The sequence below is a fragment of the Furfurilactobacillus sp. WILCCON 0119 genome (assembly GCF_053471565.1).
The window spans coordinates 1-23,522 of the sequence record NZ_JBPCCV010000001.1; the positions used below are offsets into that span (position 1 = coordinate 1).

Below are 23,522 nucleotides of genomic sequence, written 5' to 3' on the forward strand. Positions count from 1 at the left end.
ATTCCGGCATAGCTCAGTTGGTAGAGCACCTGACTGTTAATCAGGTTGTCGACGGTTCGAGCCCGCCTGCCGGAGTTGACAAGTGAAAATGGAGAGTTGTCCGAGTTGGCCGAAGGAGCATCACTGGAAATGATGTAAGCGGGTAACAACCTGCTTCAAGGGTTCGAATCCCTTACTCTCCGTTTTATGACCCCTTGGTCAAGTGGTTTAAGACACCGCCCTTTCACGGCGGTAACATGGGTTCGAATCCCGTAGGGGTCAATTTAACATTATGGAAGATTAGCTCAGTTGGGAGAGCGTCTGCCTTACAAGCAGAGGGTCACAGGTTCGAGCCCTGTATCTTCCATTTCATGATGGTCCCATGGTCCAGTTGGTTAGGACGCCTGCCTGTCACGCAGGAGATCACGAGTTCGAGTCTCGTTGGGACCGTTATCCATCTTAATAGTAGTAATAGCAGGTATGGCTCGGTAGCTCAGTCGGTAGAGCAATGGATTGAAGCTCCATGTGTCGGCGGTTCGATTCCGTCCCGCGCCATTTGTTATGGCGGAATAGCGAAGTGGCTAAACGCAGCGGTCTGTAAAACCGCCCCGAAAGGTTCGTTGGTTCGAATCCAACTTCCGCCATTTATAGGGATATAGTTTAACGGTAGAACGTCGGTCTCCAAAACCGCCGGTGCGGGTTCGATTCCTGCTATCCCTGCTTATTAAATATTATGGCGGTATTGGTGAAGTGGTTAACACACTGGTTTGTGGATCCAGCACGCGTGAGTTCGATTCTCACATACCGCCCTTTTATTGGGATATAGCCAAGTGGTAAGGCAACGGACTTTGACTCCGTCATGCGCTGGTTCGAATCCAGCTATCCCAGTTAGGATTTGGTCATCATGGTGGTATAGCCAAGTGGTAAGGCAGAGGTCTGCAAAACCTTCATCACCGGTTCAAATCCGGTTACCACCTTTCACGTCGAAAGGGCGTGTAACAGTTTGATAATTATGCCGCTGTGGCGGAATTGGCAGACGCGCTGGACTCAAAATCCAGTTTCCTTTACCGGAAGTGTGGGTTCGACCCCCACCGGCGGCATCTTGGACTCCTTGATGGAGTCTTTTTTTGTGCCTTTGAAAATAATGCCTATTACCGGGGGAAGGTCAGAGTTAACAGTGCTTATAATTGCTTGATGATCCAGTAACGGCATAAGCAAGATTACCATTGTTGGTTTGTTGCGCCAATCATGCTTAATGAAAAGTTTCTTGAAAATCTATCTTTAAACTGATCTTAACGAAGCTGATACTAAATTATTATTAATGACGTTAATGATTCTTAATCCATTAAATTGCGTAACTCAAACGTAAATGGGATTTAAATTAAATATCTCAAGAAAATTCCATTTTTAAAGACTTATTTTAAAATTCTTTTAATGAAATGCTCCGTAATCATTGGATAAAAATCTAACGATTATTGGGCACTTTTTAATGGAGAAAATGTTGTTCTACAACAGACACATAGCAAATAGTATATGTGTAAATATTGATGAGACTTGACTTAGGTAAGTACATATATACTAAATAATGTTTCATTAATGTTATACTCCTTTTGAAATTTAATTGGGGGACAAGAAAATGACTATTTTTGAACGTAAAAACTCGAAAGAAACTATTCCATTTATTGATGACCATCAAACTTCACTGATTAACGCGCTGTTAATGATTCTTATTCCTACATTAAGTATCCTAGGATATATATATATTTCTGGTTCACCGGAAATATTATTCGCTCTATTTGGGAAGTCAAAACCTGCTTTGATTTTTGACATACTGATAACTAATTTAGTTCCTTTTGGAATTACATTTTATTCGTTATATTACTTTGCAGGTGACAGATTTAAGGCCTTATTTCAAAGGAGCTTTTGGAAACAATGGAAGGTTTTCTTATTTTTCTACGCTGCAAACTGGGCCTACTCGCTTACAGCACAACAATTGGTTCACAGTATTCAAAATAAAGGCATCGCCACACATATGACCCTTGATGATCTTAGCTTTTCATTGGGGACAAGTATTTTTGGAATGGCAATCGAAGAACTGTTTGCTATTCCAATTTTCTTGGCATTTGGATCTATCTTACGGAACCAATTTCGGCTATCACGCAGCGCCAGCATTTATTTGGCGCTGTTTATTTCAATGATATTGTTTGGCTTAATGCATTTTGAGACATATAGCTGGAACTTACCTCAAATGATTTTTGTTATCGGAGCAAGCCGTTTCTTTGTGACAGGGTCATTTATCCGATCAAGAAACATTTTGGTTCCATACGCCATCCATTATTTTACTGACGCACTCATTTATGTAATTGCGTTTATAAAATTTTAATCTAATGGTTAAAACAGTTTTAGATCATTGGAAATGTGTATTTTAATACTTATTCCAATTTTTGGAGTTTAGTCCATTCAATGGTAGAGGGAGAATAGCCCATAATGTCAGCATGATTGACTAGGGTACCTCTGGATTGAGACATTCATAAATTGTCATTAATAATACATGAATACACCGGGGCTGCCTTAATTTGGGCATACATTTTGTTGGCAATCTTTTTAGTGTAGCAAACTAACTTATTAGCCGTGAAGTAAGCATAGAAGTTTTTGAATGATTCAGTAATTCACCCTAAAAGAAAGAGTTAGGGCATGACAAAATGTTCTTACTTTTTCGCTCATTTGTATAATCGACTGATGTGAGAATCGACTTTGCTTTCGGACAATATATTAAAATTATAAGATGATGGCTTTTTTACAGAAGAGACTAATGATTTGAGAACGAAATCCCTAACTTAATGAAATCCTTTAACTTGCATAGAAAATTAAATCGTAGATATAATGCGTCAAGATTAGGCTTTTGCCAACCATAGTGTACGAGTAATCTTGACACTATGAAATGTGAGCGGTGTGTAGCCAAAATTTTAGAAAGAAGGAAATGTCTTGGAAAAATATGACAACATCTTTATTGGCTTCGGCCAAGGACCGAAAGTACTTGCAAACACATTTAGGAAACATGGAGAATCAGTCCTTAGTATCGAAGCGGACCGAGCTAGATATGGAGGAACTTGTTTCACAGAGGGATGTATTCCTTCAAAAGAACTGCTCTTTTTATCAAAACAGGATCAAAATTTGTTGTCTCGTGAAAGCTATCGAAGAGCTATCCTTGAGAAGGAACGCACTGTAGAATCTTTACAAGACTACGGTTATCATATGATTGCAGATGGGGGCACAAAGATCATCAATGGGACAGGTTCATTCGTTGATAACCATCATGTTAAGGTTGTCTTCCCTGATGGCAACAATGCAATTTACGAAGGTAAACGAATCATCATAAATACCGGCTCTGTGCCAGTGATGGCTGATATTAAAGGACTCTCTGATAGCCGCCATGTTTATGACAGCAAACGAATGATGGACGAAGGAGAATTACCAGAGCGACTGGTGATCATTGGTGCTGGAGCAATTGGCCTTGAATTTGCGGAAATTTACAGCAATTTTGGATCTAAAGTGACATTAATTGAGTCTGCCAGCGAATTCATGAGCAAGAGTCCACGTTTCACCGCGAATGCTGTTCGAAAAGATCTGGAATCTCATGGGGTAAGAATCGTAACTGGTGCCGTCGTTGAAGATATCCACGATACGGAGTCTGGAACAAAGGTCTCTGCAACGTTGCGAGGTGACGAACCAATCTTGATCACTGCAGATGCCGTCTTGGTTGCGACGGGACGTAAACCCAACATTTCAGGACTTAATTTGGAGAAGACCGATATCAACGTTGAAAATGGTCAGATTGTACACAATGACCATCTTGAGACTGACGTGGCCAACATTTTCGTGGAAGGCGACGTCAAAGGTGGTCCGCAACTGACCTCCATCTCCTTATCGGACAATCGGATTATCACTGACTACGTTTATGGTGGTGGCGAGATTACTGTCAATGGTGAACAAGCGGTCTTTCCGAGAACTATCTTTTTGAACACGCCATTATCAACTATTGGAATGTCAGTAGATGAAGCAAGAAAGAGCAATCAAAATATTGGTATTACACGAATGCTAGCCAGTGATACTTTGCGTGCACGAATCACCGGTAATAATGATGGATTTATGGAAATACTTGTCGATTTAGAGACCAAGAAAATTGTTGGGTCGACATTGTACATCGAACATTCAGAAGAAATGATTAACTTAGTTGCACTGGTGATTAGAGAACAGTTACCTTACACGGCGTTGGTCAACTTAACGTACTCACACCCAGTGTCCGGCGAAATGTTTGCCTTCATGCTAAGTGACATCAAACCACTAGATTAAGTTTTCCGATAATTGAAAGCGGTGGAGCACTGTGGACTTGTTTTCGGGAGGCATTACATGATGACGAACAATCATCGATTGGCGGGTTAAGGCACACGTGCTTGATTGAAGAGTATTGAAATGAAAATGGTGAGATGAGATGAATAGAAGGATTTTGTTAGGTGCGCACGTCTCAATTGGCGGTAAGGGTAAACTGTTTGGCGCAGCCCAGGAGGCTATTAAATACAACGCCAATGCAATGTTAGTGTACACTGGGGCCCCCCATAACTCAGTCCGCGTGCCGATTAGTCAGTTCCACGTTCAAGATGCGCATGAATTGATGTCCCAGAACGAAATTAAAACAATTTCTGTACATGCTCCATTCCTCATTAACATGGCTTCGATGGACCGACACAAGTGGGAGTACAGCGTCGCAACATTCATTAGCGAGGTTAATCGAGCGCGTGAGCTAGGGGCGGAAACGTTTGTTTTCCACCCAGGATCGCATGTAGGGATAAGTGCAGAGTCCGGATTATCAAACGTAATCAGAGGACTGAATGCCGTTTCCGATACGCTATTGGCGAAAGGGCCAGATAGAGCATTACCTAAAATCCTGATAGAAACCATGGCCGGAAAAGGGAATGAGCTGGGCAGTAGTTTTGGCGAGGTGGCCTCCATACTGGCTGGCGTTAGTCATCCTGATATGTTTGGAGTATGTATCGATACATGTCATATTTTCGATGCGGGTTATGATATAAAGAATCATTACGAAGAAGTTTTAATAAAACTGGATCAAATGATTGGCCTTGATAAAATTCAGGCAATTCACTTAAACGACTCGAAATTTGGCTTAGGGTCGCATAAGGATCGGCATGCCAACATAGGTTTAGGAGAAATTGGTTTTGAAACGTTAAATAGACTAGCTCATGATGAACGATTTTTCAATGTCCCCAAATTGCTGGAAACGCCTGGACATGGGCGTAATAAGTACTTGGAACCACCATATGAGGAAGAAATAGCCCTGTTACGTGGTAATTTATCTCTTGAAAAGTTTGTATTGTCGGATAAACTTCATTAACAACAGTTAAATAATAAGTTGAGTTGATGTGCACCAAATGATTCATCTTGTGCAGTCATCACTGACAGTTGGAGGAAGAAATGTTTTTTGTTGATCAGGATACAGAAGCTCAAGTTTTTTATAAGAGACATGGTAGTGGACCCAAAAAGGTTGTCGTTTTGCACGGATATGGAATGGATCATCGTAGCATGACTCATGTGATTGATCGCGGACTGGCGGACCGTGAAGACATTGAAGCGACTTTCATTGATCTTCCTGGCATGGGACAAACTAAAGCAGATACTATTGTCAATGCCGATCAAGTTGTGGATTTATTAGCGCGTATGATCAGCTCCATCTATGATGGAAAAGCAGTTAACATAATTGGCTTTTCCTATGGAGGCTATCTTGCGCAAGGGCTGCTGTATAAACATGCAGATCTCATTAATAGATTTTTATTATTGGCACCTGCCTTTTATGCGGGTTCGAAGCAGAGAAAATTACCCGCACAAGCGAAAATCTCTCAGAATGTCATGGAACAGATGAAAGAATTGGATCATGGTGATCATTATCTTCAATTGACCGGTAAGCCCGAAATGGCTCAATATGAACGTTTCATTACAGACATTCAGTCAGGATTTAATTGTCGCGACGTCTCATTTTTGGAGCGGTATTCTGAAAATGGTTATCAGCTGTCATTTGAAAAGGCGATGCATGAAGCTTACTTAAGTAATAGCGGAATTATTGTTTTGTCCACAAGTGACCATATTGTTGGCTACGAGGATATTATGGGGGCTCGAGATCATTTTCCGAATACTGATTTCTTTGTGCTTCGCGGTCTCGGACATATAATTCAGGTAGATGCAGAAAATAAAATTATTGGTATTATCCGATACTTTTTTGAACTTCAAGAATGAGCATTCAGAGTTGCTCGAATCTCAAATAATCAGCAAGAGAGTTTCCAGATGCGGTCCATTGATGCATCTGGAAGCTTTTTTCAGTCTCAAGTTAAACACGAGAGAAAGCTAGCCTTTAAAAAAGATAAAATTATTAAAAGACAATAAATCTCGCATGAATGGCAGTCCGTCTTGATGGTTTCGGTAACGACGTTCAAAGGCTTTAATCGGTGAATAGAATAGAAGGAAAATAGTTGTTTCTAACATTACAGTTCAAGTTCTCAAAAACAACCATTTACATAAAGTAAGTATAAAAAATAGCGGTCAATGCCACCATGATATTAGAATAAAAGAACAAATTAAAGAGATTCCTGGGGGAATGATTGGATGACTTATGATTACGAAGTCCTATATCTTGGTACTGGGCATGCAACTTATAATGGAGCCATACCCTTAAGTTCTAGAGGAGTTAAGGTAGGCGTAATAGAAGAAGACACAATTGGAGGCACATGCCCAAATTGGGGGTGTGACGCAAAGATTATTCTTGATAAACCTGTTGTTGTGAAAGATCAAGTTGACAGAATGGGCAATCTGTTTTCAGGTGACATTAAAGTGAACTGGCCTGAAAGCGAAAAACACAAAGAGTCCATTATTGGACATAACCCTGAACTAATCACCAATATGATGTCGGAAGCAGGCATTACCGTTCTCAAAGGACATGCCTCTTTTAAAGATCGTCATACGGTGATGGTAAATGGGCGCGAAGTGACTGGAGAAAAGATAGTGATTGCGACCGGTCAACGTCCGCATAAGTTGGAAGTTAGTGGGAGTGAATTCACGCATGACAGCAAAGACTTTTTATCTTTAAAAGAGATGCCTAAGCGGATTGCTGTACTCGGTGGTGGTTATGTTGCTTTGGAGCTAGCAACTATTGCAGCGACAGCGGGTGCGGAGACAACGATTATTATTCGCGGGAGTAAAATTCTTAAGCAATTCCATCAGCCATTTGTTGAAGAAGTAGTGAATAAACTGAAAAAAATGGGCGTTTCTATTGTAAAAGAAGCTAATGTTGATGAAATTCAAAAAGAAAACCATGGGTATAGAATCATCACCCAAAACGTTGATATTGAAGCAGATTGGATTCTTGATGCGACCGGCCGTATTCCAAATACTGAAGATCTAAATTTGAATGTAGTTGGTGTAGAGTATAATTCTCGGGGAATCGTAGTAGATGATCATTTGCGTACAACTGTAGACAACATTTATGCCGCAGGGGACGTCGTTGAAAAGAATCAGCCGAAACTTACCCCAACCGCCATTTTAGAAACGCTTTATTTAACGAAGTTATTTACAGGTGATGAATCGGGGGCATTAAAATATCCCGTTATTCCGACCGTAGTGTTTACTTCTCCAAGAATTGCTCAACTAGGTGTTAGTGTGGAAGAAGCACAACAAAGCCCAGATCTATACGAGGTGAAGACATTTGATTTGAGTAATAATTGGTATCGACGGATCGGAAAAGATGATTCGGCGAAGTCCGTCATTGTAAAAGATAAGTCTGGTCACATTGTGGGTGCAACGGAAGTTAGCGCAGAAGCAGATAACGTCATAAATTCATTATTACCAGCAGTTGAACTTCAGCTTGATTCAGAACAATTATCTAGGCTCATTTATTTATTTCCGTCCATCGCTTCGAGCGCACAGGGATTGCTTGGATAAAGAGTGCAGTCACCGTTGACTGGCTTTTATTGGCTGGATACAACTAATCTAACTGATTCAGACGGTGTAAGTTGGTTCATTATGATTTGTATCTTTATTAACTGAAATTAGACATGGAGGAACTTCTTATGTTACACAATATTAATTGGTCATCTGTTTTTGAGCCTGGAAATACTAATGCATTTATCAGCAATGAAATCGTAGTTAAAAATATTGACATGAGAGCATTATGGGATAACTTAATTGACACTAGAAAGTGGCAAGATTATTATTCTGAAGCGAAAAATATTGTTGTTGAAGACGGAGAGACCTCCTTACTTAATTTTGGGTCCCGTTTTACATTTGAAACTTTAGGCAATGCCGTTCGAGCTGAGGTTATGGATTTTGTAGCCCCTTCAGAGGAATCTCCCGTTGCAAGGATTGGTTGGCGTGGAATGCCAAGTGATCAACAGGGTGATAATAATGTTTTGTATGCTTATCAATCTTTTCTAGTCGAACCACTCTCCAACGGAAGCACGCGGATCCTATTACAAGAATCACAATCTGGTGAGGTGGCGCGGAAACAAGCTTCTATGAAGCCCAATCCAGTCATAACAGCGCACCAAACATGGATTGAAAATCTTGCTGAAGTTTCTAAAAAGTAATTCTGGAAGTAAGCAGACAGGATTATGAGTGGGGTACCTGATGATTGATAGACATGATTTTTCCTTCTTATTATATTAGCCAAGTAGGCACGATTGCGGGAACCCCCTCATAGCCATCAGCTTAGCGCTTTCCTATGAGAAGTGTAGAATTATTTTTGGACGAAAAAATAACCATCACTAATTGATGGTTTAATCAAGAGTCAGCTGACACAAGCAGCTGACTCTTTTTAATTGCTGTCATTATATCCGCACAATTTCTATTAATTTTACACGTTAGCTCTGTGCTTTAGTTCAATTGGCGAAGATCACTTTTAATGTAGCGGACAACCGATCTATTAATGCCAAACTTTCGTGCGATGGCTGCATCAGATAGTTGGCTGTACTGTAAGTCATCATAAACCTTCTGATAAATGCAGCGCTTTTGTGGGTCCTTTGCGTCCTCGGAGTACAGTCGGCACTGGTACAGCTATACGCGTTGCCAACTAACACTAAACGGCATGACCCTGATGCGTTATCGAGATCATGCCGTCGCATGAAAACTATTTTAATTATTTGACTGTCTACTTGACGCGGACCCGAGCCCCCGATGTGCTGTTTACTAAATGGTAAGCGCATTCTTTGAATGCTTTCTAATGAATCGTATAAAATGTGTCTAAACAAAAGGAAGGAGGCGCATTGGAATGAAACTTTTTAGCAAATGGATGGTTGGTCTAGCTGGACTGATCACATTGCTAGACGGTGGTGTGTTGGTTATCACCAGCGTGAACATAAAACCGCTCTCGAAGTGGTTAACAAATGTCATGATGATTAATCCACGGGTGAGTCAAATGATTTTCGTTATTTTTGGCATCATCGCGATGATCACAGGCTTACTACTTTTGCTGATTGGTCTGTTTAAGGCCCGAACCGTTAACGCAGTTCGATTACAAGGTGAACGCGGTAAGGTCACACTACCCGTTTCGGCGATGGAAAAAGATTTGCAACGTAGAATTGCTGATGTAGTTGGCGTTAGCCGCCCTGAAGTACAATTGCGTCTGCATAATCGAAAACACCGTGCTGACGTCCACGTTAATGCCATTGCCGCGGGAGACGCTCAGTTTGAAACACTGGGCAGTGAGATTCTTCAAGTTGTGCAAACATATTTAGCTGACAGCTTGAACTTCACGCTTGGGCGGCAAAAAATCAATGTGGTTCCAATTACAGCGACAAAAATGAAAGCACGCGTGGTTTAGGCGAAGGGAGTGAGCTGATGAATCGAATGATGTTTGGCACAATTGTTGGCTTAGCACTGGGACTAGCATGGATTATTGACGGATTTTGGAGCATGGTTCTTGTTTTAGCAATGGCGCTTATTGGTGGTTTGGTCGGAAAATATTTGCGACTGGATCGTACCGAAATTAAACAGCGTATCAATCGTTTCTTGTCGAACTAAAGTCACTTAATTATGGAGGAAATCAATAATGGAAAATACGCAACAAACGAACATGAAGAACACATTGAGCTATGACGACGGCGTGATCGAAAAAATCGCTGGTTTAGCAGCACGTAACGTCGATGGGGTTCTATCATTGGATGGTGGTATGTTGAGTGGCCTTACTGATCGTTTTCGTAATCAAGCTGATCCAACGCAGGGCATTGACGCCGAAGTTGGACAAAAACAAGTTGCCTTAGATATGCATGCTACGGTTGAATATGGTAAGGATATTCGGCAGCTGTTTAATCAGGTGACAAGTCGCGTGGTACGTGACATTAAAAGCTTTACTGGCTTAGAGGTCGTTGAAATGAACCTTCATATTAACGATGTTATGAGTAAACGGGAATGGCAAGAACAGACGAAAGGCAAACCAAATTCACAACATTCACCGGAAGCAAAGCAAGTTGAATAATTAGACTTGCTAACTGACACTCACTTTTAAGGAGGATAATGCGATGGCTGAAGCAGTAACGAAAAAAGAATTGGTTTTTGACAACGATGTTTTAGAAAAAATTGCCGGTAAGACGGCTCAAGAAGTTGACGGTGTTTTAGAACTGAAAGGTGGCTTACTTGACAGCATTTCGACGCAAATAAACGGTAGTAAGCCAGAACAAGGGGTTTCGGCTGACGTAGACGAAGATAAGCAAACCGTCGAGTTGGAACTTGAAGGCACGCTAGAATATGGCAAGGATGCCAATGATATCTTTGACAAGATCACGCGCAAAATTACAGCGGCAGTTCGTTCCATGACCGGATACACGGTAACTTCCATTAAATTGCATGTAAAGGACATGTTAACTGCAAATGAATGGCGTGAGCAAAACAAACAAACTAACAAGAAGAAAGAAAAATAGGTCACTGACAATTAAAAAATAATTATTAGGTTTTAGTATGGCAGACAAATTGACGACATTAAGCTCAAACTAAAAAATCTCGATGATCAAACTGAGGGAAAATCAAAATAAGTGAAGGGCGCCATCACCGGCGATACTGGCGATAAGGTGGCGGAAAACGTTGAAGAAGGCGAGGAAAAGGTGAAAGATGCCTTTTCTGATGTCTAAGATCAATTAAGGTAACTTAGACAAGTGTGCACATGAAATCTGAGATTTGCTGGGTCATGTTTGCGTACTCTAAATTAGAGTTTGGAACATAATTCTTAATTAAAGAGGGAATTGCATGAAATCGCTTTGCATTCGATCACTTCGTTTGAGTGGACTGCCCCCCGAGTTGAATTTATCCAACTCGGGAGGCAGTTCAGGATTGGAACAAGATTCTTTTTTACATTAAATTATCAAAGCAGAAAATTTGAATGTCACGACTAACTTTTGTACTGTAAACCCTCATTTTGGACCTTGCTTTTTATAAGGAGAATGTAGAATGAATCAACGGTTACACATCGCAGCTACAACTAATACCAAGTTTCTAGAGCCGTTACAGGTATGTTTACTATCAGTTTTGCAAAATAATTCGGCGTCTGCCATTAAGTTTTCAATTATTGATGATCATCTTTCGCCAGCTAATCGTCGCTCCTTTGATATCTTATTGGAGAATTTTGATAACTGTGATGAGATTACTTTTTTGACGCCTAATGAAAAGGCTTATATGCCGGCAATCACCGATAACCGAATTCCATCAGCCGCTTATTATCGATTGGATTTGCCACAAATGTTACCGCATAGCGACCGCCTGTTATATCTTGATTGTGACATGATTTGTGAGAAATCCTTGGTACCATTGTGGAAAACCAATTTAGCTGGGAAAGTCGTTGGGGCGGTGGAAGATGCTGGTTATGTATCAAGGCTTGCCGAAATGGGGGTTACGTGTCGTGATCACACCTATTTCAATTCCGGTTTGCTGTTAATTGATATGCAGGCCTGGCGAGCACAGCATATTACCGAGCAAGCGCGGCGATTCATTCATGATCATGGTGAGCAGTTGGTATATCACGATCAAGATGTTCTTAACGCGGTCTTGGCAGATAACTGGTGCTATTTACACCCACGTTTTAACGTACAATCGCGATTAGTAAGAAAAGAGCAAATTAATCCCCAACCAGCGCGCGAACGGTTAGCAGAAGCGGCCCGTCAGCTTCCAACAATGATTCATTATTCGGGTCGTAGCAAGCCTTGGCTGGGGGAAGATGATGGTGTTCGATTACACCCGTGGCGCAGGGTGTATCAGGAATACGCCGCCGAATTACAAAGATTGCGCCGAAATGATGCTTCACACCGATGGTTGGCTTATGCCAAGGAGGAATAAACGATGAGTGATGTGATTTTATTCAGCGAACAGCAGACACCGGTTTTATGGCTGAAACGCGGCGATACCGTTAATCTTGGCGCAGACAGCGACTTTGAATTACGGTATGACGAACAGGCCAATACGTATGATTTATTAAAAACACCTTTCGGTAAGGGTGAAGGCACGCCAAGCGAGCAATTTTTCTTCTTTCAAGATTTATTCGAACTGGCGCGTAAGCGTGGCTACACACTTGGTAGTTCCCAAGACGATACTCGTCGCATTGAAAGCGTTGAATTAACGCCTGGCGTTGGACAAGACAACTCAAAGCAGATATTGCACGTATACGTAAAGTGAGGAGAAAGAGATAATGCCGTGGACTTATAAAGAATATCCGGATTCATTTAAAAATATGAATGTAAAGACACGTCATAAGGCAATTGAAATCGCCAATGCGCTCAAACGCGAAAAATATCCTGATGATCGCGCGATTCCAATTGCAATTTCGCAAGCCAAAGAATGGTATGAAGATCATGTTTCGACTGACGAAAAGTGAAGAAAGGTGCTTGCCATGACATCAATGACTAATGATCCACGAAAAAAATATCAAACTAAGGATTTCCCTGAGCAATCCCAACCCTATCCAGGCATGCAAAGGGATATGTTGCCAATCCCAGATTGCGGTGAAAATAGCTATGTAGGTCACGAACGCTTAAGTGGGAAAAAGGCATTAATTACCGGTGGTGATTCGGGGATTGGACGAGCCGTAGCGATTGCTTATGCGCGTGAAGGGGCTGATGTCGCGATTGCTTATCTACCCGCCGAACAGGCTGATGCTGAAGAAGTTGAAAAACAAATCACCGCTGCCGGTCGTAAATCTGTACAGATACCCGTAGATTTGACCAAAGAAGATGAGACGAAGCTGATGGTTCAAACAGCTACTGATGCGCTAGGCGGTTTAGATATCGTGGTGATGGTTGCAGGAATGCAGCAGGCAGTGACTGATATCACTGATATTTCTACGAAGCAACTGACAGATACGTTTACAACCAACGTCTTCTCAATGTTTTGGACAGTTCAAACAGCCTTGCCGAACCTTCATCCAGGTGCGTCAATTATCACGACAACATCGATTCAAGCATATAGTCCATCACCCAATTTGTTGGATTACGCGTCTACAAAGGCGGCAATTCACAACTTTTCTCAGGGCCTCTCGCGACAGTTAGGCGACAAGGGAATTCGGGTTAACACAGTGGCGCCAGGCCCCATCTGGACAGCCCTGCAAGTTAGTGGCGGACAACCGACCTCGGCGTTACCTTCATTTGGTCAACAGACGTCGTTAGGTCGTGCAGGGCAGCCAGCTGAACTAGCTGGGACATATGTTTATCTAGCAAGTGATGACGCTAGTTACGTTACAGGACAGTGTTATGGCGTAACTGGTGGTGGGTTGACGAACTAGTTCACTAAAGGCTTTTAGGACTGTTATAACCGGTAAATATGAGTCTGGCCATCAAATAGACAGGCAAGTTCTCTTCCTATGATAGCTAGGTGATCATGATTGTAGGGGCGCCCTCACGGTCAATTTCAGATTGACCCAGCGTGGGAGGAGGTGCCCATGCAATTAAACAGATTGAGGTTAGCTTGCAGAAGACCTGGTAATTCAGGCGCTCACGGCCGTTAGCTTACTGCTTGCCATTTATGGTAAGTGTAAAGCTATTTTTGGCCATAAAAAAAGCCGTCACTAAGTGATGGCCTAACCAATTTTTGCAATGTGATTACAAGGAGTCAGCTGTCGCAAGCAGCTGGCTCTTTTTAATTGCTGTCATTATATTAGCACAATCTATATGGATTTCAAATGTTAGCCTTGTGCTTTAGTTCAGTTGGCGAAGATCATTTTTAATGTAACGGACAACTGATCTATTAATGCCAAACTTTCGTGCGATGGCCGCATCAGATAGTTGGCTGTACTGTAAGTCATCATAAACTTGCTGATAAATATACCGCTTTTGCGGGTCCTTTGCGTCTACAGAGTACAGTCGTGGGCGGCCCTTGTAAATCCCACGTTCTTTGGCCAACTTGATTCCTTGAGCTTGGCGCTCCCGAATTCGTAAACGCTCTGACTCGGCCTGAAACTTAAAAACGGATTGAATGACATCTGTCAGCATGTTTCTTAGACCACGATCAGGAATCTTGCTGAAGTCTGGCAAATCGAGCGATTGGAAAGAAGCACCAGCGTCACGAATTTGCTGAATTAATTTTGTGATGTCGCTTGATCGGCCTTACGACTTAGCCGATCAAGCGACATCACAAACACAATATCATCGTCACGAATATAATGAAGCATTTTTTGAAGTTCTGGACGTTCAGTGTCTTTCCCGGATTGTTTATCGGAAAATATTTTTTCAACTCCAGCATTTTTTAGAGCAGCAATTTGACGATCCAAATTTTGATCTGTGGTGCTAACCCGTGCATAACCAATTTTACTCATTTCATGATCCTTTTTAAATGCTAATAACGACAACCCTAAACGACAGATGAATTAACGATATTGTTCAAAATGCTCTGATGCAAATCATTACCGATTTCTTTAAAATACTATCTTAATCGATTACTGTTTACAAAATTATCATTTGGCAAAACATCAGTTTCGAATTTCTGAACAAGTTTAAGTAGTTGAAGTGTCTCCTTGTACCCCAAATCCTTTACCCATTGATCAAACCGTTTTAGATGATTCATTTCAAGCACATTAACAATATGAAGTCCATTTTCAGTCAAGGTTAGATATTTTACGCGTCTATCTTGGATATCTGTAACTTGTCGAACTAACTTACGTTTTAATAAAGGCGCGATTTGAGCCGAGATGCTCGCTGGGGCAACTTTTGTAATTTCGGCAATCTTTCGATTAGTTAAATTTTGCCGATCTCTGATAAGTTTCATAGTCAGCCATGCATTGTGTGATAGGTCGTATTGTTGGTCAATTACGGAAACGAATTCGTCAAGAAACTTCCCCATAAATAGAAAAGCTGTGTTATATTGGTCCATTAATTCTTTGTTGTTCACTACTGTTTCCTCCTAAGCAAGTACCTTTTACAGAGATGATGCGAGTACACAATTGGTATACACGTTTATAGTCTTAAAGACATTATATTTCGTAATTTGTTTAGTGGCAAAACTTTTGAATGACTTAGAAGGTTTAATTTTCAAGTATGTTGATGTGAAGCGCCTTTTAGAATTATATTTTATTATGGTTTATCAACATTACAATGAGATTGATTTCCTTTAATATCATACTTGTTAATACTTTAAGGCTAAAATTAGCGTTCTTGCGGTAGTGTAGTGATTTTTAAAATTCTGATAAAGACAACGTGCTATGAATCCTGGACTTTTAGTAATGCCGAGGAAGTAAGAATGAATGTGTAGCACGATATGTAAATAAAAGGGCCCTTGGCAAATTGAAGTTGCCAAGGACCCTTTTTGTGAGGTAGAGATGTCAAATATAAAACGGCGAAAAAATACGGTTATCGCATGAATGATGGTAAAACATAATCTTGAAGATTAGCAAGTTAATAGACTCAAATGATGATCGATGTATTCCGATCTTTTTAACATGTAAACATCAAGACTATTTGAGCGTATGTAGTTTTAAATCTGACTCTCAAACGTAGTAAGGTATTGAGAAGGCTATAACTATAACAACTGGGAGAGTTCAACTTGTCTTATTTCGTGTGGAATAAACGTTCGAATTTCGTCTTCTGAAAAACCACATTGCAAAAGTGAACGAGTCGAATCAAAGATAATAGGAAAGCGAAGCATTGATGGATCTTCAGTGATGAAAGCAAGAATCTCACTTAAAGAGCTTTCATTTAAATCATGCGATTTCTTGAACTGAGCAATGGATTTTCCCCGGGTGGCCAGTAAACCCTCTAAACCATTTTCAGAAGCAGCCAAGAATGATTTGAGAGGGAGCTTAACTAAATGGGGGAGATTTGGGTGTATCCGGTATTCAGTGAAATCGATGTGATGTTTTTCAAACCAAGTAACGGCTCTTCTAGAAGGATAGTTTGATGGTAACGTATAAATACTTATCATAAGTCTAAACCTCAATATTTATTTTTAACATTAACTTACTGTCTAGTGTACATAATTATAGTTGTAAATACAAACGATTAGTGGGGGTAACTTGTTAAGCGCTTGATTGTATTAAAAGTAATCTTTTCCTAGGCCGGGAATTTAGAATAACCTTTTTGAGAGACGTATTTTGTTTTCTAACGTTTTAAGAATGGAAATCTTGATAATTTACTTGGTCTTAAGTAGATAATGGATACAATTATTGGAAATAATATAGTTCCGATGAAAATGGGATTCGGTAATGATTGGGCAATATTGAGATTAGGCGACCACGGCCTCAAATCGGTCATAAAATGAAGCCCAATGCCGTATACGATTGTTCCACTTTTCATTGAAATTATTGCCATTACCATGCCAAAGAAAAATGCATACACTAACTGCTGTAATGTAGCATGGAGTGTTGGACCGTTGGGTAATAGTAAATTTCCCAAATGTGCTATTGCAAAGATTGCTGAGGTTACAGTAGCAATCACTAATGGTTTCCATCGTGTTGAAGACAAGGATTCGTTTAAACCATTGATTCCAAAGCCACGAAAATTTGTTTCTTCAAATAGGGCAGCGCCAAAGGCATCTAAAATAGATATCATGTTGAGGAAGGGCGGTTGGTTGATAACTGGATGCCCAACAGTAAAAAAGTTCCCCCAAAATAAAATCACGGAAAAAGCCGGAATCAAAATTAGCAGCACTGTTCGCCAGTCCGGAAAATCTTTATATTGATAATCCATTGTTTGATCAAACAACATTCGACTTTGATGTCTAAGGATTATACTCAAAATCAAAACTATCACGAAATAAAGGACCACGCTCCATGGACTTTTTTCTAACTTAACAAATGCGCTAATAAGACCAACATATAGTACTTTATATATCAAATATGCACCCACCATGTATCCAATGGTGGTCCAAAAAAGCTTCCAATTAGTTTTTTCCATTTAGTTTAAACCTCAAAAATAGATTTTACTTAACTAAAAGTAAGTTAAGATGGAGTTTAGCAAATTAAGAACTTTATTACTATATTTAATACTGAAAATTTGCTTCCGCAAAAATGAAAATTTTACCACAAGCGTGAATCATAAGATGCCTTATTTTGAAGGTGAACTTTTACGTGGTAAAAACAAGTAGTTGATTTGTTAAGAGAAAACATTTGCCCTAATAGTTATTTACTAAAGGTCTTTCGCTCAGGATTCTCTTTTACTAATCATTGAAACAACGAGCAACTGTAGAAATGAAATCAAGGCTGCAAGGGCGAATATGCCTCGTTCATGTAATCCGAACATTTTTGACAGAAAATTAAAAATGAACGGAGATACAAATTGACCAGCAAAAATCATTGCGTTACTCGTAGCAATGTTCTTTTCTCTGTTTAGATTATTTGACAATAAAGATACCCATTCATTGAGAAAGGGCATACCAATGCCAAGTGAAATGCCAATGATTGGCATGGCGATGATCGTTGAAGGCCAATTTCCTAATGAAAGTAGCAACATGCCAAGGGCGAAACCAAAAAAGACAATTAATCCTTTATTTTTCATAGACAGTGGGATTTTTTTGTAAAATAGGCCAATGAAAAAGCCGAATACTGAAATGCTCGCCATTAATATAGCCGTGACTAGGCTTTTTGTCATATGAAGGACATCAAGCACATAAAATGCTAAATTCGTGGGAAGAACAAAATAAATGACGGTTAATGAGAGACTTAAAAAGAATAGTAGATGAATCGAGATCGATGAACTATTCGATTCTTTCGAGCTTTCAATTGCTGCAGGCTTGCTCTCCGGAACAAAAAATAGCAGTAATAGAAACGAGATGAGTCCAAAGGCATAAACCAGAAAAGTTAATCTCCACGAAACAGCAACTACTAAGCCCGCAAAAAGAACTGAGCTAATGGTTCCAATATTGGTTACAGCGCTGGCGTAACCAAGTAGTTTTTGTTGCTCGTTCTTTGTATATGTACTGGTAACGAGGCTAATGGCCGGACCAGCAATCATGGAAAGAGCAATACCACTTAACACTCTTGAGATAATGAGCGCGGCGAAAGATGAAAGGATCAGTGGAATTAGACCACCAAAACCATAAATAAGTAAACCAATTAACGCTTGTTTACGAATCGAAATTCTAAGTCGATTAATAATTGGCAATAAGAGTACGACCAAGAGCGAGGGAATCGTCACCAGTGATTCAATCCAAATAGTCGGTATTTTGGTGAACGCTTCTTGAATCTCTGGAAGAACCGGAGACAAAACCGCGCCAGTCATTATTGTTAATAGAGATACGAATAAGATGCTGAATTTTTTCATAATGTACTCCTCTTTCTAAATTGAAATTAGCGATGATGTGAAAATGAATATCGTCGATACAATTGATCAGATATGTAATTAAATAATTTAACACTATCCAAAAATAAGCAATTATATTGTACCTAATCATTTTTAGTTGCATGCTTTTAATGCGGTGAGTTTACAACTGAGTTGCAATGCATGCATGAATTACTAGATTAATCGTCGGAATGTGAAGCTATGAAAGGATTGACACCAAAAAAATCCTTTCATAGCTTAAGCGGTACATAAATGAGATATGCCCATTTGAGAATTAATTTACCTAAAAAATTTAACTTTATGCTAGACTGCCAACATACTTAAGAAAAGGAGAGAAATCCAAAATGGCAGAAGTAAAGATTACGAAAGATGTTGTTTATGATGACGAACTAGATTTAAAGTTGGACGTTTATCAAGGCGAAAATCAAAATGATACAGAACGTAAGGCAATCATTGATATTCATGGTGGCGGCTGGTGGCTAGGATATAAAGAAGAGGAAACAGATTGGGCCACCGATTTTGCTCAACGTGGTTTTATCGTTTTTGTTCCTAACTATCGCTTAGCACCCAAGGTTTTATATCCAGCTCCAATAGATGATTTAGTTTCTGCGCTTAATTGGATTAAACAATCGGATTACGACTTTGACCGCAATAAGATTGGGGCAGTTGGTATGTCATCTGGTGGGAACCTGGCGATTGAATTAGGTTTAAGAACCGGGATTCCAATTGCTTCTTGGTCGGGGATCATTGATTTAGATCACTGGGTTGAACAGCATCAAGACGTAGTTGCGTCAAACAAAAATGCACCAATTCCCGGGACGCCAGTCTCACAAATTAATCAAACTGGTGCTAACGATCCTTATTACAAGTGGTTTGTATTAAATTATGTTAATAATGATCTAGATTTATTGAAGAAGGCCTCACCCTTACATCGAGTAGATAAAACAGCCGGGCCAATGTATTTAGCCAATTCTTTGGACGAGTTGACGCCGACAGACGCCGTTGAAAAGCTGCAAAGTGAACTCACAAAAAATATGATTCCGTCGGTTGTGCAATTTGTACCTGGTCATGGACATGGCGAAGCATATACAAAACAGGCGCAAGAGCCGACTGTCGCTTTCTTTAACCAATATCTGTAAACGTGCGTTTTAGCAGTAAACGCTTGAAATGTTAGATTATCCATAAGTGTGAATAGTTAAATCGTCAGTAAAAATGGCATCTAGTTGTTATAGTTCGGTTAACAACCAGATGTCATTTTTGTGTCATATGCCAACTGTTTGAAATGGCGTTAATTTGTGATCGATTTTGGGTGAGAAAGCCGTCAACTCACTGCATCTGAAGGTTCAATAGTCAACATTAGGGATTGCTGCACCTTAGCTTTATATAGAATTGCACAGTCTGCTAGTTATTCTTGGAGGAATAAGATATGACGAAATGTAATTTGAACAGACTATGGTTTATTATATCGACAATATTATTATTAATCGTATCTTTTGAAACTCCCGGAATCGGTATTTTGATTGGCAAAAATAGTTTATCGACAGCTGTTTCCGGAAAAATGGAAATCCCAGTTCTCAATCTTATTCTCTTGCTTATTTATCTTGCACTAGCGAAGTATATCTGGCACATTCAATTTGGCTTGAACTTAGTCAAATTGGGAGAATATTCTAAAAGAATAAATAAGATGTTATGGGTAGTTCCGACGCTCATTATGATTTTAGCAACTATTTTTTATCCTAGTCATTTATTGGAATTCCTGCAGGTGACAGATCCCAGATATGTCATTCTTGGATTAGTTAGCAGCTTAATTGCAGCAGTAATTACTGGGTATTTTGAAGAAATTGTGTTTCGAGGTGGAATATTTGGATTTCTTAACAGTCAAATTCGTTCTGAAAAATCAATCCTTTATTCATCACTGATTGCTGGTTTATTTTTTGGGGTAATCCATCTCTCTAATCTAGCGGGAGGAGCAAGTCTCGCGTATACCTTAGCACAAGTGATTTATGCGACAGCATTTGTTTTTTTGTCGGAATGATTTACGTGAAAACGCAAAGTTTACTGCTGCCAGTTATAATCCATACGCTTGCTGACTGGTTTGATTTTTTCTTTAATATTTCTGTACTGGGAAGAGTAGACAAACCGTTTCTTTTATCGATTGGCTCAATTGTTCTAACCATCGTGTTTATAGTAAGTGGTTATTTTATCTATAAAGAAATCGATGAAAAAGATAAAACTGAATTCAGGGCTAAGTATCGTGTGTTTGGCTAACTTAGTCATGCGTTTTAATGAACTGATTGCGGATAATCAATCATTGGGATTATAAAATGTTATTGTAATTGTTTACCTGATTTGAAAGCCTTTGACGAATTAAAAATCAAAGATGGGCCTACTAAATGGTGCACTAAAAGACAAGTCTGCGGTTAATGCCGATGATTTGTCTTTTTAGTTTGATATTAAGTTTGGCTTTTATTTTTAAAATTATAGCGATAATTGAATTTAAGATTAAAATTTATAAGTGTAGGTGGCCTTATAATTAAATGTATTAATACTGTTTAAATATAAGTTGTTGTGGTATATTGTACACGATCATTTATAACCACTAATCTTTTTACAGTAACTGGCATTTATTAATTACTTACGTGGAGGAATCATTATGGAAGAGAAGATACATTTCAAAAGTTATAAGATTGGAAAAATATGGGTTAATGCGGCCGTATTGATGGGTGTGTCATCGGGTCTAATGATGGCGGCCAACATGAATGCGTCAGCAGATACAACTGTTGTGAGCTCGGAAAATCAACAACAAGCGAATACCCAGCAGCCAGATCAACTAACTAGTTCAACGGTACCGTTGTCCGCAAGCAATTCAGATTTAAATGCTCAGCGAGTTGAAGCGAGTCAAACAAAGGCAGCGGTTGAGATTTCGCAACCGGCTGATTCAAGTAGTCAAGTGACATCGGTTAAAGATGCCAATCAAAAAAATGATTCGAACAACGAAGTTATGGAGCAAAAAGAATCACAGGCAGCGCCCGTTGAGCAATCAGCGAATGAACCTACGGTATATAAAACTGAAGACGCCACAAATCTAGCTGTTCAAAATGAATTTGTGGCGAATACTAATACTGCCGATGTCAAAGATGATGCCACTAATGCTTCGGTAACATTAACGGGGGATAGCACAGATGCTGAATCGTTAATTAAGAATAATCAAGTTTTTGCCTACAATGTGTCGGTGAAAAATGATAATTCAGCAGGTTTAAGCGTTACTAAAGGAACAACGTTTACATTTTCACCGGTAGCTGATGGACGTATCGATTTGGCAGCGTCACTAAAATTTGTGACTCTAAATGATCCAAGCGCAAATTTTTCAGCGGTTCAAGATAGTAATGGAGCAGTTATTTTAACCACACTAAAAGACTTAACACCTGGAGCATACAATTTCGCTCTTAATTTTTTGAATAACGGTGTTGCCTACAATTGGGATGGTAAAAACAGTGGCACGCCTGCTAATGTCTCATTAAACGTGAGTTCATCTGCTCAAAATTTCACTTCTACATTGATGCCAAGCAGTTTTGATCTTGAAGCGAAGAAGGATGATCCTAATCAAAGCTTCGGTGGCGTCCCTGGGTATTTTGGAGGTGCATTGGTTTCTGATCCGGGTTATCCAATTTCGGGAATTAAGCCGAATGGCATTGGGCAGATTCCATTTTCACAGCCTGGACATCCAGATGAGGTTGCCTATCGATATGTCCCACAACTTGATGAGAACGGCAATTATTATATGGTCTTTAAGTCAAATTACAATACGTATTATACAAATAATACCGTTGGTGTATTGAGTGCCGAAATGACAGGCGGCACTTTAAATCAGGCTAAAACTCGCTTGATTTATGATAGTGATGGTCAAGGGAAAAATGTAGACATTACAAGTGACCCTGATGTCATCTGGACTTGGAATGGGAATACTGCGCAAGTTGATTTTAGTAAATACATGCAAAGCCATGATATAAAATACGGGACTCTTTCTGGGTTTAACCTTGTATCCTATGTAGATGTTTCAAATATTAATGATATTGTGTCATTCTCGGGTGGCTTGAAATGGGATGGTTGGAACGATGGCTTATGGCACCCTGGGGCGCCTACAGTAGGTTTCTTCCAAAATGTTTCCGGAGACACTTTTACACCATATTTCCGTGGCTCGGATATGACCATTTACAACACCGATACTCTGGATCCAAAAACAAATGTGGCTGCCTTTGTTAATAATACTAATATTACAAGTAGCATTGAGATAGCCAATTATAATGGTTATCCTGAGAACGGAGTTAATCCAGCTGTTGGAAATTATACGATCGAATATTCTGTTACAACTGCAGATGGGCACACCGCCAATTTCTCGAGAACCATTCATGTTTTGGCCAACCAAAAATCGATTGATGGTCATGATTACACGATGCACGTTGGCGACGCTACACCAACAGTGGACAACTTTGGTGGACAGGCAACGGATATTGATGGGAAAGCAGAAGCCGTTTCAGTCGATCTAAGTGGTGCCGATGTGACAAAAGCCGGCACGTATGACGTGACGTTAACGACGACCGACGGTCAAAGCAAGACGGTGAAGTTAACCGTCTTGGCCAACCAGAAGTCGATCGATGGTCGTGATTACACGATGCACGTTGGCGACGCTACACCAACAGTGGACAACTTTGGTGGACAGGCAACGGATATTGATGGGAA

General features: G+C 40.0%; 21 protein-coding genes, 12 tRNA genes and 2 pseudogenes. 30 read left to right on the forward strand and 5 right to left on the reverse strand.

The annotated features are described in order from the left end of the window. Window positions 1-2: 2 nt before the first annotated feature. The 26 genes from ACRYI5_RS00005 (at window position 3) to ACRYI5_RS00130 (ending at window position 13,798) form a co-directional block, all read left to right on the forward strand. A tRNA-Asn gene (locus ACRYI5_RS00005) sits at window positions 3-75 on the forward strand. 15 nt (window positions 76-90) lie between these two features. Then, window positions 91-182 (forward strand) — tRNA-Ser (locus tag ACRYI5_RS00010). Window positions 183-188: 6 nt separating this feature from the next. After that, a tRNA-Glu gene (locus tag ACRYI5_RS00015) sits at window positions 189-261 on the forward strand. Between the two features lie 12 nt (window positions 262-273). After that, window positions 274-346 (forward strand) — tRNA-Val (locus tag ACRYI5_RS00020). A gap of 9 nt (window positions 347-355) precedes the next feature. Further along, window positions 356-429 (forward strand) — tRNA-Asp (locus tag ACRYI5_RS00025). 32 nt (window positions 430-461) lie between these two features. Next, window positions 462-534 (forward strand) — tRNA-Phe (locus ACRYI5_RS00030). 8 nt (window positions 535-542) lie between these two features. Beyond that, window positions 543-623 (forward strand) — tRNA-Tyr (locus ACRYI5_RS00035). A 5-nt stretch (window positions 624-628) separates the two neighbouring features. Beyond that, a tRNA-Trp gene (locus tag ACRYI5_RS00040) sits at window positions 629-699 on the forward strand. 16 nt (window positions 700-715) lie between these two features. Next, window positions 716-788: transfer RNA gene (locus ACRYI5_RS00045), tRNA-His, on the forward strand. A 7-nt stretch (window positions 789-795) separates the two neighbouring features. Further along, window positions 796-867 (forward strand) — tRNA-Gln (locus tag ACRYI5_RS00050). Window positions 868-885: 18 nt separating this feature from the next. Beyond that, a tRNA-Cys gene (locus ACRYI5_RS00055) sits at window positions 886-956 on the forward strand. A 37-nt stretch (window positions 957-993) separates the two neighbouring features. Next, window positions 994-1,079, forward strand: a tRNA-Leu gene (locus ACRYI5_RS00060). Window positions 1,080-1,615: 536 nt separating this feature from the next. Continuing rightward, window positions 1,616-2,362: a CPBP family glutamic-type intramembrane protease gene (locus ACRYI5_RS00065; RefSeq protein ID WP_448223797.1), complete on the forward strand. Its 747-nt coding sequence runs from the start codon at window positions 1,616-1,618 to the stop codon at window positions 2,360-2,362. A gap of 602 nt (window positions 2,363-2,964) precedes the next feature. Further along, a complete protein-coding gene (locus tag ACRYI5_RS00070; RefSeq protein WP_448223798.1) occupies window positions 2,965-4,332 on the forward strand; it encodes an FAD-dependent oxidoreductase in 1,368 nt (455 codons plus the stop codon). A gap of 139 nt (window positions 4,333-4,471) precedes the next feature. Beyond that, a complete protein-coding gene (locus tag ACRYI5_RS00075) occupies window positions 4,472-5,389 on the forward strand; it encodes a deoxyribonuclease IV (protein ID WP_448223799.1) in 918 nt (305 codons plus the stop codon). An 80-nt stretch (window positions 5,390-5,469) separates the two neighbouring features. Next, on the forward strand, window positions 5,470-6,285 hold the full coding sequence (locus ACRYI5_RS00080; protein ID WP_448223800.1) for an alpha/beta fold hydrolase: 816 nt from the start codon (window positions 5,470-5,472) through the stop codon (window positions 6,283-6,285). Window positions 6,286-6,651: 366 nt separating this feature from the next. After that, window positions 6,652-7,983 carry a dihydrolipoyl dehydrogenase family protein gene (locus ACRYI5_RS00085; protein WP_448223801.1) on the forward strand — a complete coding sequence of 444 codons (1,332 nt, stop codon included), beginning with the start codon at window positions 6,652-6,654 and terminating at the stop codon, window positions 7,981-7,983. 128 nt (window positions 7,984-8,111) lie between these two features. Then, window positions 8,112-8,627 (forward strand): SRPBCC domain-containing protein, encoded by a 516-nt coding sequence (locus tag ACRYI5_RS00090; protein ID WP_448223802.1) that lies wholly within the window; start codon window positions 8,112-8,114, stop codon window positions 8,625-8,627. A gap of 680 nt (window positions 8,628-9,307) precedes the next feature. Then, window positions 9,308-9,859 carry an alkaline shock response membrane anchor protein AmaP gene (amaP, locus tag ACRYI5_RS00095; protein ID WP_448223803.1) on the forward strand — a complete coding sequence of 184 codons (552 nt, stop codon included), beginning with the start codon at window positions 9,308-9,310 and terminating at the stop codon, window positions 9,857-9,859. A gap of 17 nt (window positions 9,860-9,876) precedes the next feature. Beyond that, complete coding sequence (locus tag ACRYI5_RS00100) at window positions 9,877-10,059, forward strand: DUF2273 domain-containing protein (protein WP_407881563.1); 183 nt, start codon at window positions 9,877-9,879, stop codon at window positions 10,057-10,059. Window positions 10,060-10,087: 28 nt separating this feature from the next. Next, window positions 10,088-10,513, forward strand: coding sequence for an Asp23/Gls24 family envelope stress response protein (locus ACRYI5_RS00105; RefSeq protein ID WP_407881565.1), 426 nt, complete (start codon window positions 10,088-10,090; stop codon window positions 10,511-10,513). A gap of 43 nt (window positions 10,514-10,556) precedes the next feature. Then, complete coding sequence (locus ACRYI5_RS00110; protein ID WP_448223804.1) at window positions 10,557-10,955, forward strand: Asp23/Gls24 family envelope stress response protein; 399 nt, start codon at window positions 10,557-10,559, stop codon at window positions 10,953-10,955. Window positions 10,956-11,478: 523 nt separating this feature from the next. Next, entirely contained in the window at window positions 11,479-12,360 is an 882-nt protein-coding gene (locus ACRYI5_RS00115) for a glycosyltransferase family 8 protein (RefSeq protein WP_448223805.1), read from the forward strand. 3 nt (window positions 12,361-12,363) lie between these two features. Continuing rightward, window positions 12,364-12,696 (forward strand): hypothetical protein, encoded by a 333-nt coding sequence (locus ACRYI5_RS00120; RefSeq protein ID WP_448223806.1) that lies wholly within the window; start codon window positions 12,364-12,366, stop codon window positions 12,694-12,696. A gap of 13 nt (window positions 12,697-12,709) precedes the next feature. Beyond that, window positions 12,710-12,895, forward strand: a complete 186-nt coding sequence (locus ACRYI5_RS00125; protein ID WP_407881571.1) for a hypothetical protein — start codon at window positions 12,710-12,712, stop codon at window positions 12,893-12,895. Between the two features lie 15 nt (window positions 12,896-12,910). Continuing rightward, window positions 12,911-13,798, forward strand: a complete 888-nt coding sequence (locus ACRYI5_RS00130; protein WP_448223807.1) for an SDR family oxidoreductase — start codon at window positions 12,911-12,913, stop codon at window positions 13,796-13,798. 412 nt (window positions 13,799-14,210) lie between these two features. Here ACRYI5_RS00130 and ACRYI5_RS00135 read toward each other — a convergent pair. The 5 genes and pseudogenes from ACRYI5_RS00135 to ACRYI5_RS00155 all read right to left on the reverse strand — a co-directional run bounded on the left by ACRYI5_RS00135 (window position 14,211) and on the right by ACRYI5_RS00155 (window position 18,764). Next, window positions 14,211-14,827, reverse strand: a pseudogene (locus tag ACRYI5_RS00135) (recombinase family protein). 107 nt (window positions 14,828-14,934) lie between these two features. Next, window positions 14,935-15,399: a MarR family winged helix-turn-helix transcriptional regulator gene (locus ACRYI5_RS00140; protein WP_448223808.1), complete on the reverse strand. Its 465-nt coding sequence runs from the start codon at window positions 15,397-15,399 to the stop codon at window positions 14,935-14,937. A 627-nt stretch (window positions 15,400-16,026) separates the two neighbouring features. Then, on the reverse strand, window positions 16,027-16,428 hold the full coding sequence (locus ACRYI5_RS00145) for an ArsC/Spx/MgsR family protein (RefSeq protein ID WP_448223809.1): 402 nt from the start codon (window positions 16,426-16,428) through the stop codon (window positions 16,027-16,029). A 176-nt stretch (window positions 16,429-16,604) separates the two neighbouring features. After that, window positions 16,605-17,399 (reverse strand): CPBP family intramembrane glutamic endopeptidase, encoded by a 795-nt coding sequence (locus ACRYI5_RS00150; protein ID WP_448223810.1) that lies wholly within the window; start codon window positions 17,397-17,399, stop codon window positions 16,605-16,607. 246 nt (window positions 17,400-17,645) lie between these two features. Further along, window positions 17,646-18,764 (reverse strand): MFS transporter, encoded by a 1,119-nt coding sequence (locus ACRYI5_RS00155; protein WP_448223811.1) that lies wholly within the window; start codon window positions 18,762-18,764, stop codon window positions 17,646-17,648. A 362-nt stretch (window positions 18,765-19,126) separates the two neighbouring features. Here ACRYI5_RS00155 and ACRYI5_RS00160 point away from each other — a divergent pair, with 362 nt between their 5' ends. From ACRYI5_RS00160 to ACRYI5_RS00175, 4 genes and pseudogenes are all read left to right on the forward strand, one after another. After that, window positions 19,127-19,921 (forward strand): alpha/beta hydrolase, encoded by a 795-nt coding sequence (locus ACRYI5_RS00160; protein WP_448223812.1) that lies wholly within the window; start codon window positions 19,127-19,129, stop codon window positions 19,919-19,921. 287 nt (window positions 19,922-20,208) lie between these two features. Beyond that, entirely contained in the window at window positions 20,209-20,817 is a 609-nt protein-coding gene (locus ACRYI5_RS00165; protein ID WP_448223813.1) for a CPBP family glutamic-type intramembrane protease, read from the forward strand. Between the two features lie 5 nt (window positions 20,818-20,822). Beyond that, on the forward strand, window positions 20,823-21,050 hold the full coding sequence (locus ACRYI5_RS00170) for a hypothetical protein (RefSeq protein ID WP_448223814.1): 228 nt from the start codon (window positions 20,823-20,825) through the stop codon (window positions 21,048-21,050). A 385-nt stretch (window positions 21,051-21,435) separates the two neighbouring features. Continuing rightward, window positions 21,436-23,522, forward strand: a pseudogene (locus ACRYI5_RS00175) (hypothetical protein); the annotation flags it as partial.

Coding starts and splice junctions, on each gene's coding strand:
- ACRYI5_RS00065 (WP_448223797.1), top strand. CDS start 1,616: ATGACTATTTTTGAACGTAAAAACTCGAAAGAAACTATTCCATTTATT.
- ACRYI5_RS00075 (WP_448223799.1), top strand. CDS start 4,472: ATGAATAGAAGGATTTTGTTAGGTGCGCACGTCTCAATTGGCGGTAAG.
- ACRYI5_RS00080 (WP_448223800.1), top strand. CDS start 5,470: ATGTTTTTTGTTGATCAGGATACAGAAGCTCAAGTTTTTTATAAGAGA.
- ACRYI5_RS00085 (WP_448223801.1), top strand. CDS start 6,652: ATGACTTATGATTACGAAGTCCTATATCTTGGTACTGGGCATGCAACT.
- ACRYI5_RS00090 (WP_448223802.1), top strand. CDS start 8,112: ATGTTACACAATATTAATTGGTCATCTGTTTTTGAGCCTGGAAATACT.
- amaP (WP_448223803.1), top strand. CDS start 9,308: ATGAAACTTTTTAGCAAATGGATGGTTGGTCTAGCTGGACTGATCACA.
- ACRYI5_RS00100 (WP_407881563.1), top strand. CDS start 9,877: ATGAATCGAATGATGTTTGGCACAATTGTTGGCTTAGCACTGGGACTA.
- ACRYI5_RS00105 (WP_407881565.1), top strand. CDS start 10,088: ATGGAAAATACGCAACAAACGAACATGAAGAACACATTGAGCTATGAC.
- ACRYI5_RS00110 (WP_448223804.1), top strand. CDS start 10,557: ATGGCTGAAGCAGTAACGAAAAAAGAATTGGTTTTTGACAACGATGTT.
- ACRYI5_RS00115 (WP_448223805.1), top strand. CDS start 11,479: ATGAATCAACGGTTACACATCGCAGCTACAACTAATACCAAGTTTCTA.
- ACRYI5_RS00120 (WP_448223806.1), top strand. CDS start 12,364: ATGAGTGATGTGATTTTATTCAGCGAACAGCAGACACCGGTTTTATGG.
- ACRYI5_RS00125 (WP_407881571.1), top strand. CDS start 12,710: ATGCCGTGGACTTATAAAGAATATCCGGATTCATTTAAAAATATGAAT.
- ACRYI5_RS00130 (WP_448223807.1), top strand. CDS start 12,911: ATGACATCAATGACTAATGATCCACGAAAAAAATATCAAACTAAGGAT.
- ACRYI5_RS00145 (WP_448223809.1), bottom strand. CDS start 16,428: ATGATAAGTATTTATACGTTACCATCAAACTATCCTTCTAGAAGAGCC.
- ACRYI5_RS00150 (WP_448223810.1), bottom strand. CDS start 17,399: ATGGAAAAAACTAATTGGAAGCTTTTTTGGACCACCATTGGATACATG.
- ACRYI5_RS00155 (WP_448223811.1), bottom strand. CDS start 18,764: ATGAAAAAATTCAGCATCTTATTCGTATCTCTATTAACAATAATGACT.
- ACRYI5_RS00160 (WP_448223812.1), top strand. CDS start 19,127: ATGGCAGAAGTAAAGATTACGAAAGATGTTGTTTATGATGACGAACTA.
- ACRYI5_RS00165 (WP_448223813.1), top strand. CDS start 20,209: ATGACGAAATGTAATTTGAACAGACTATGGTTTATTATATCGACAATA.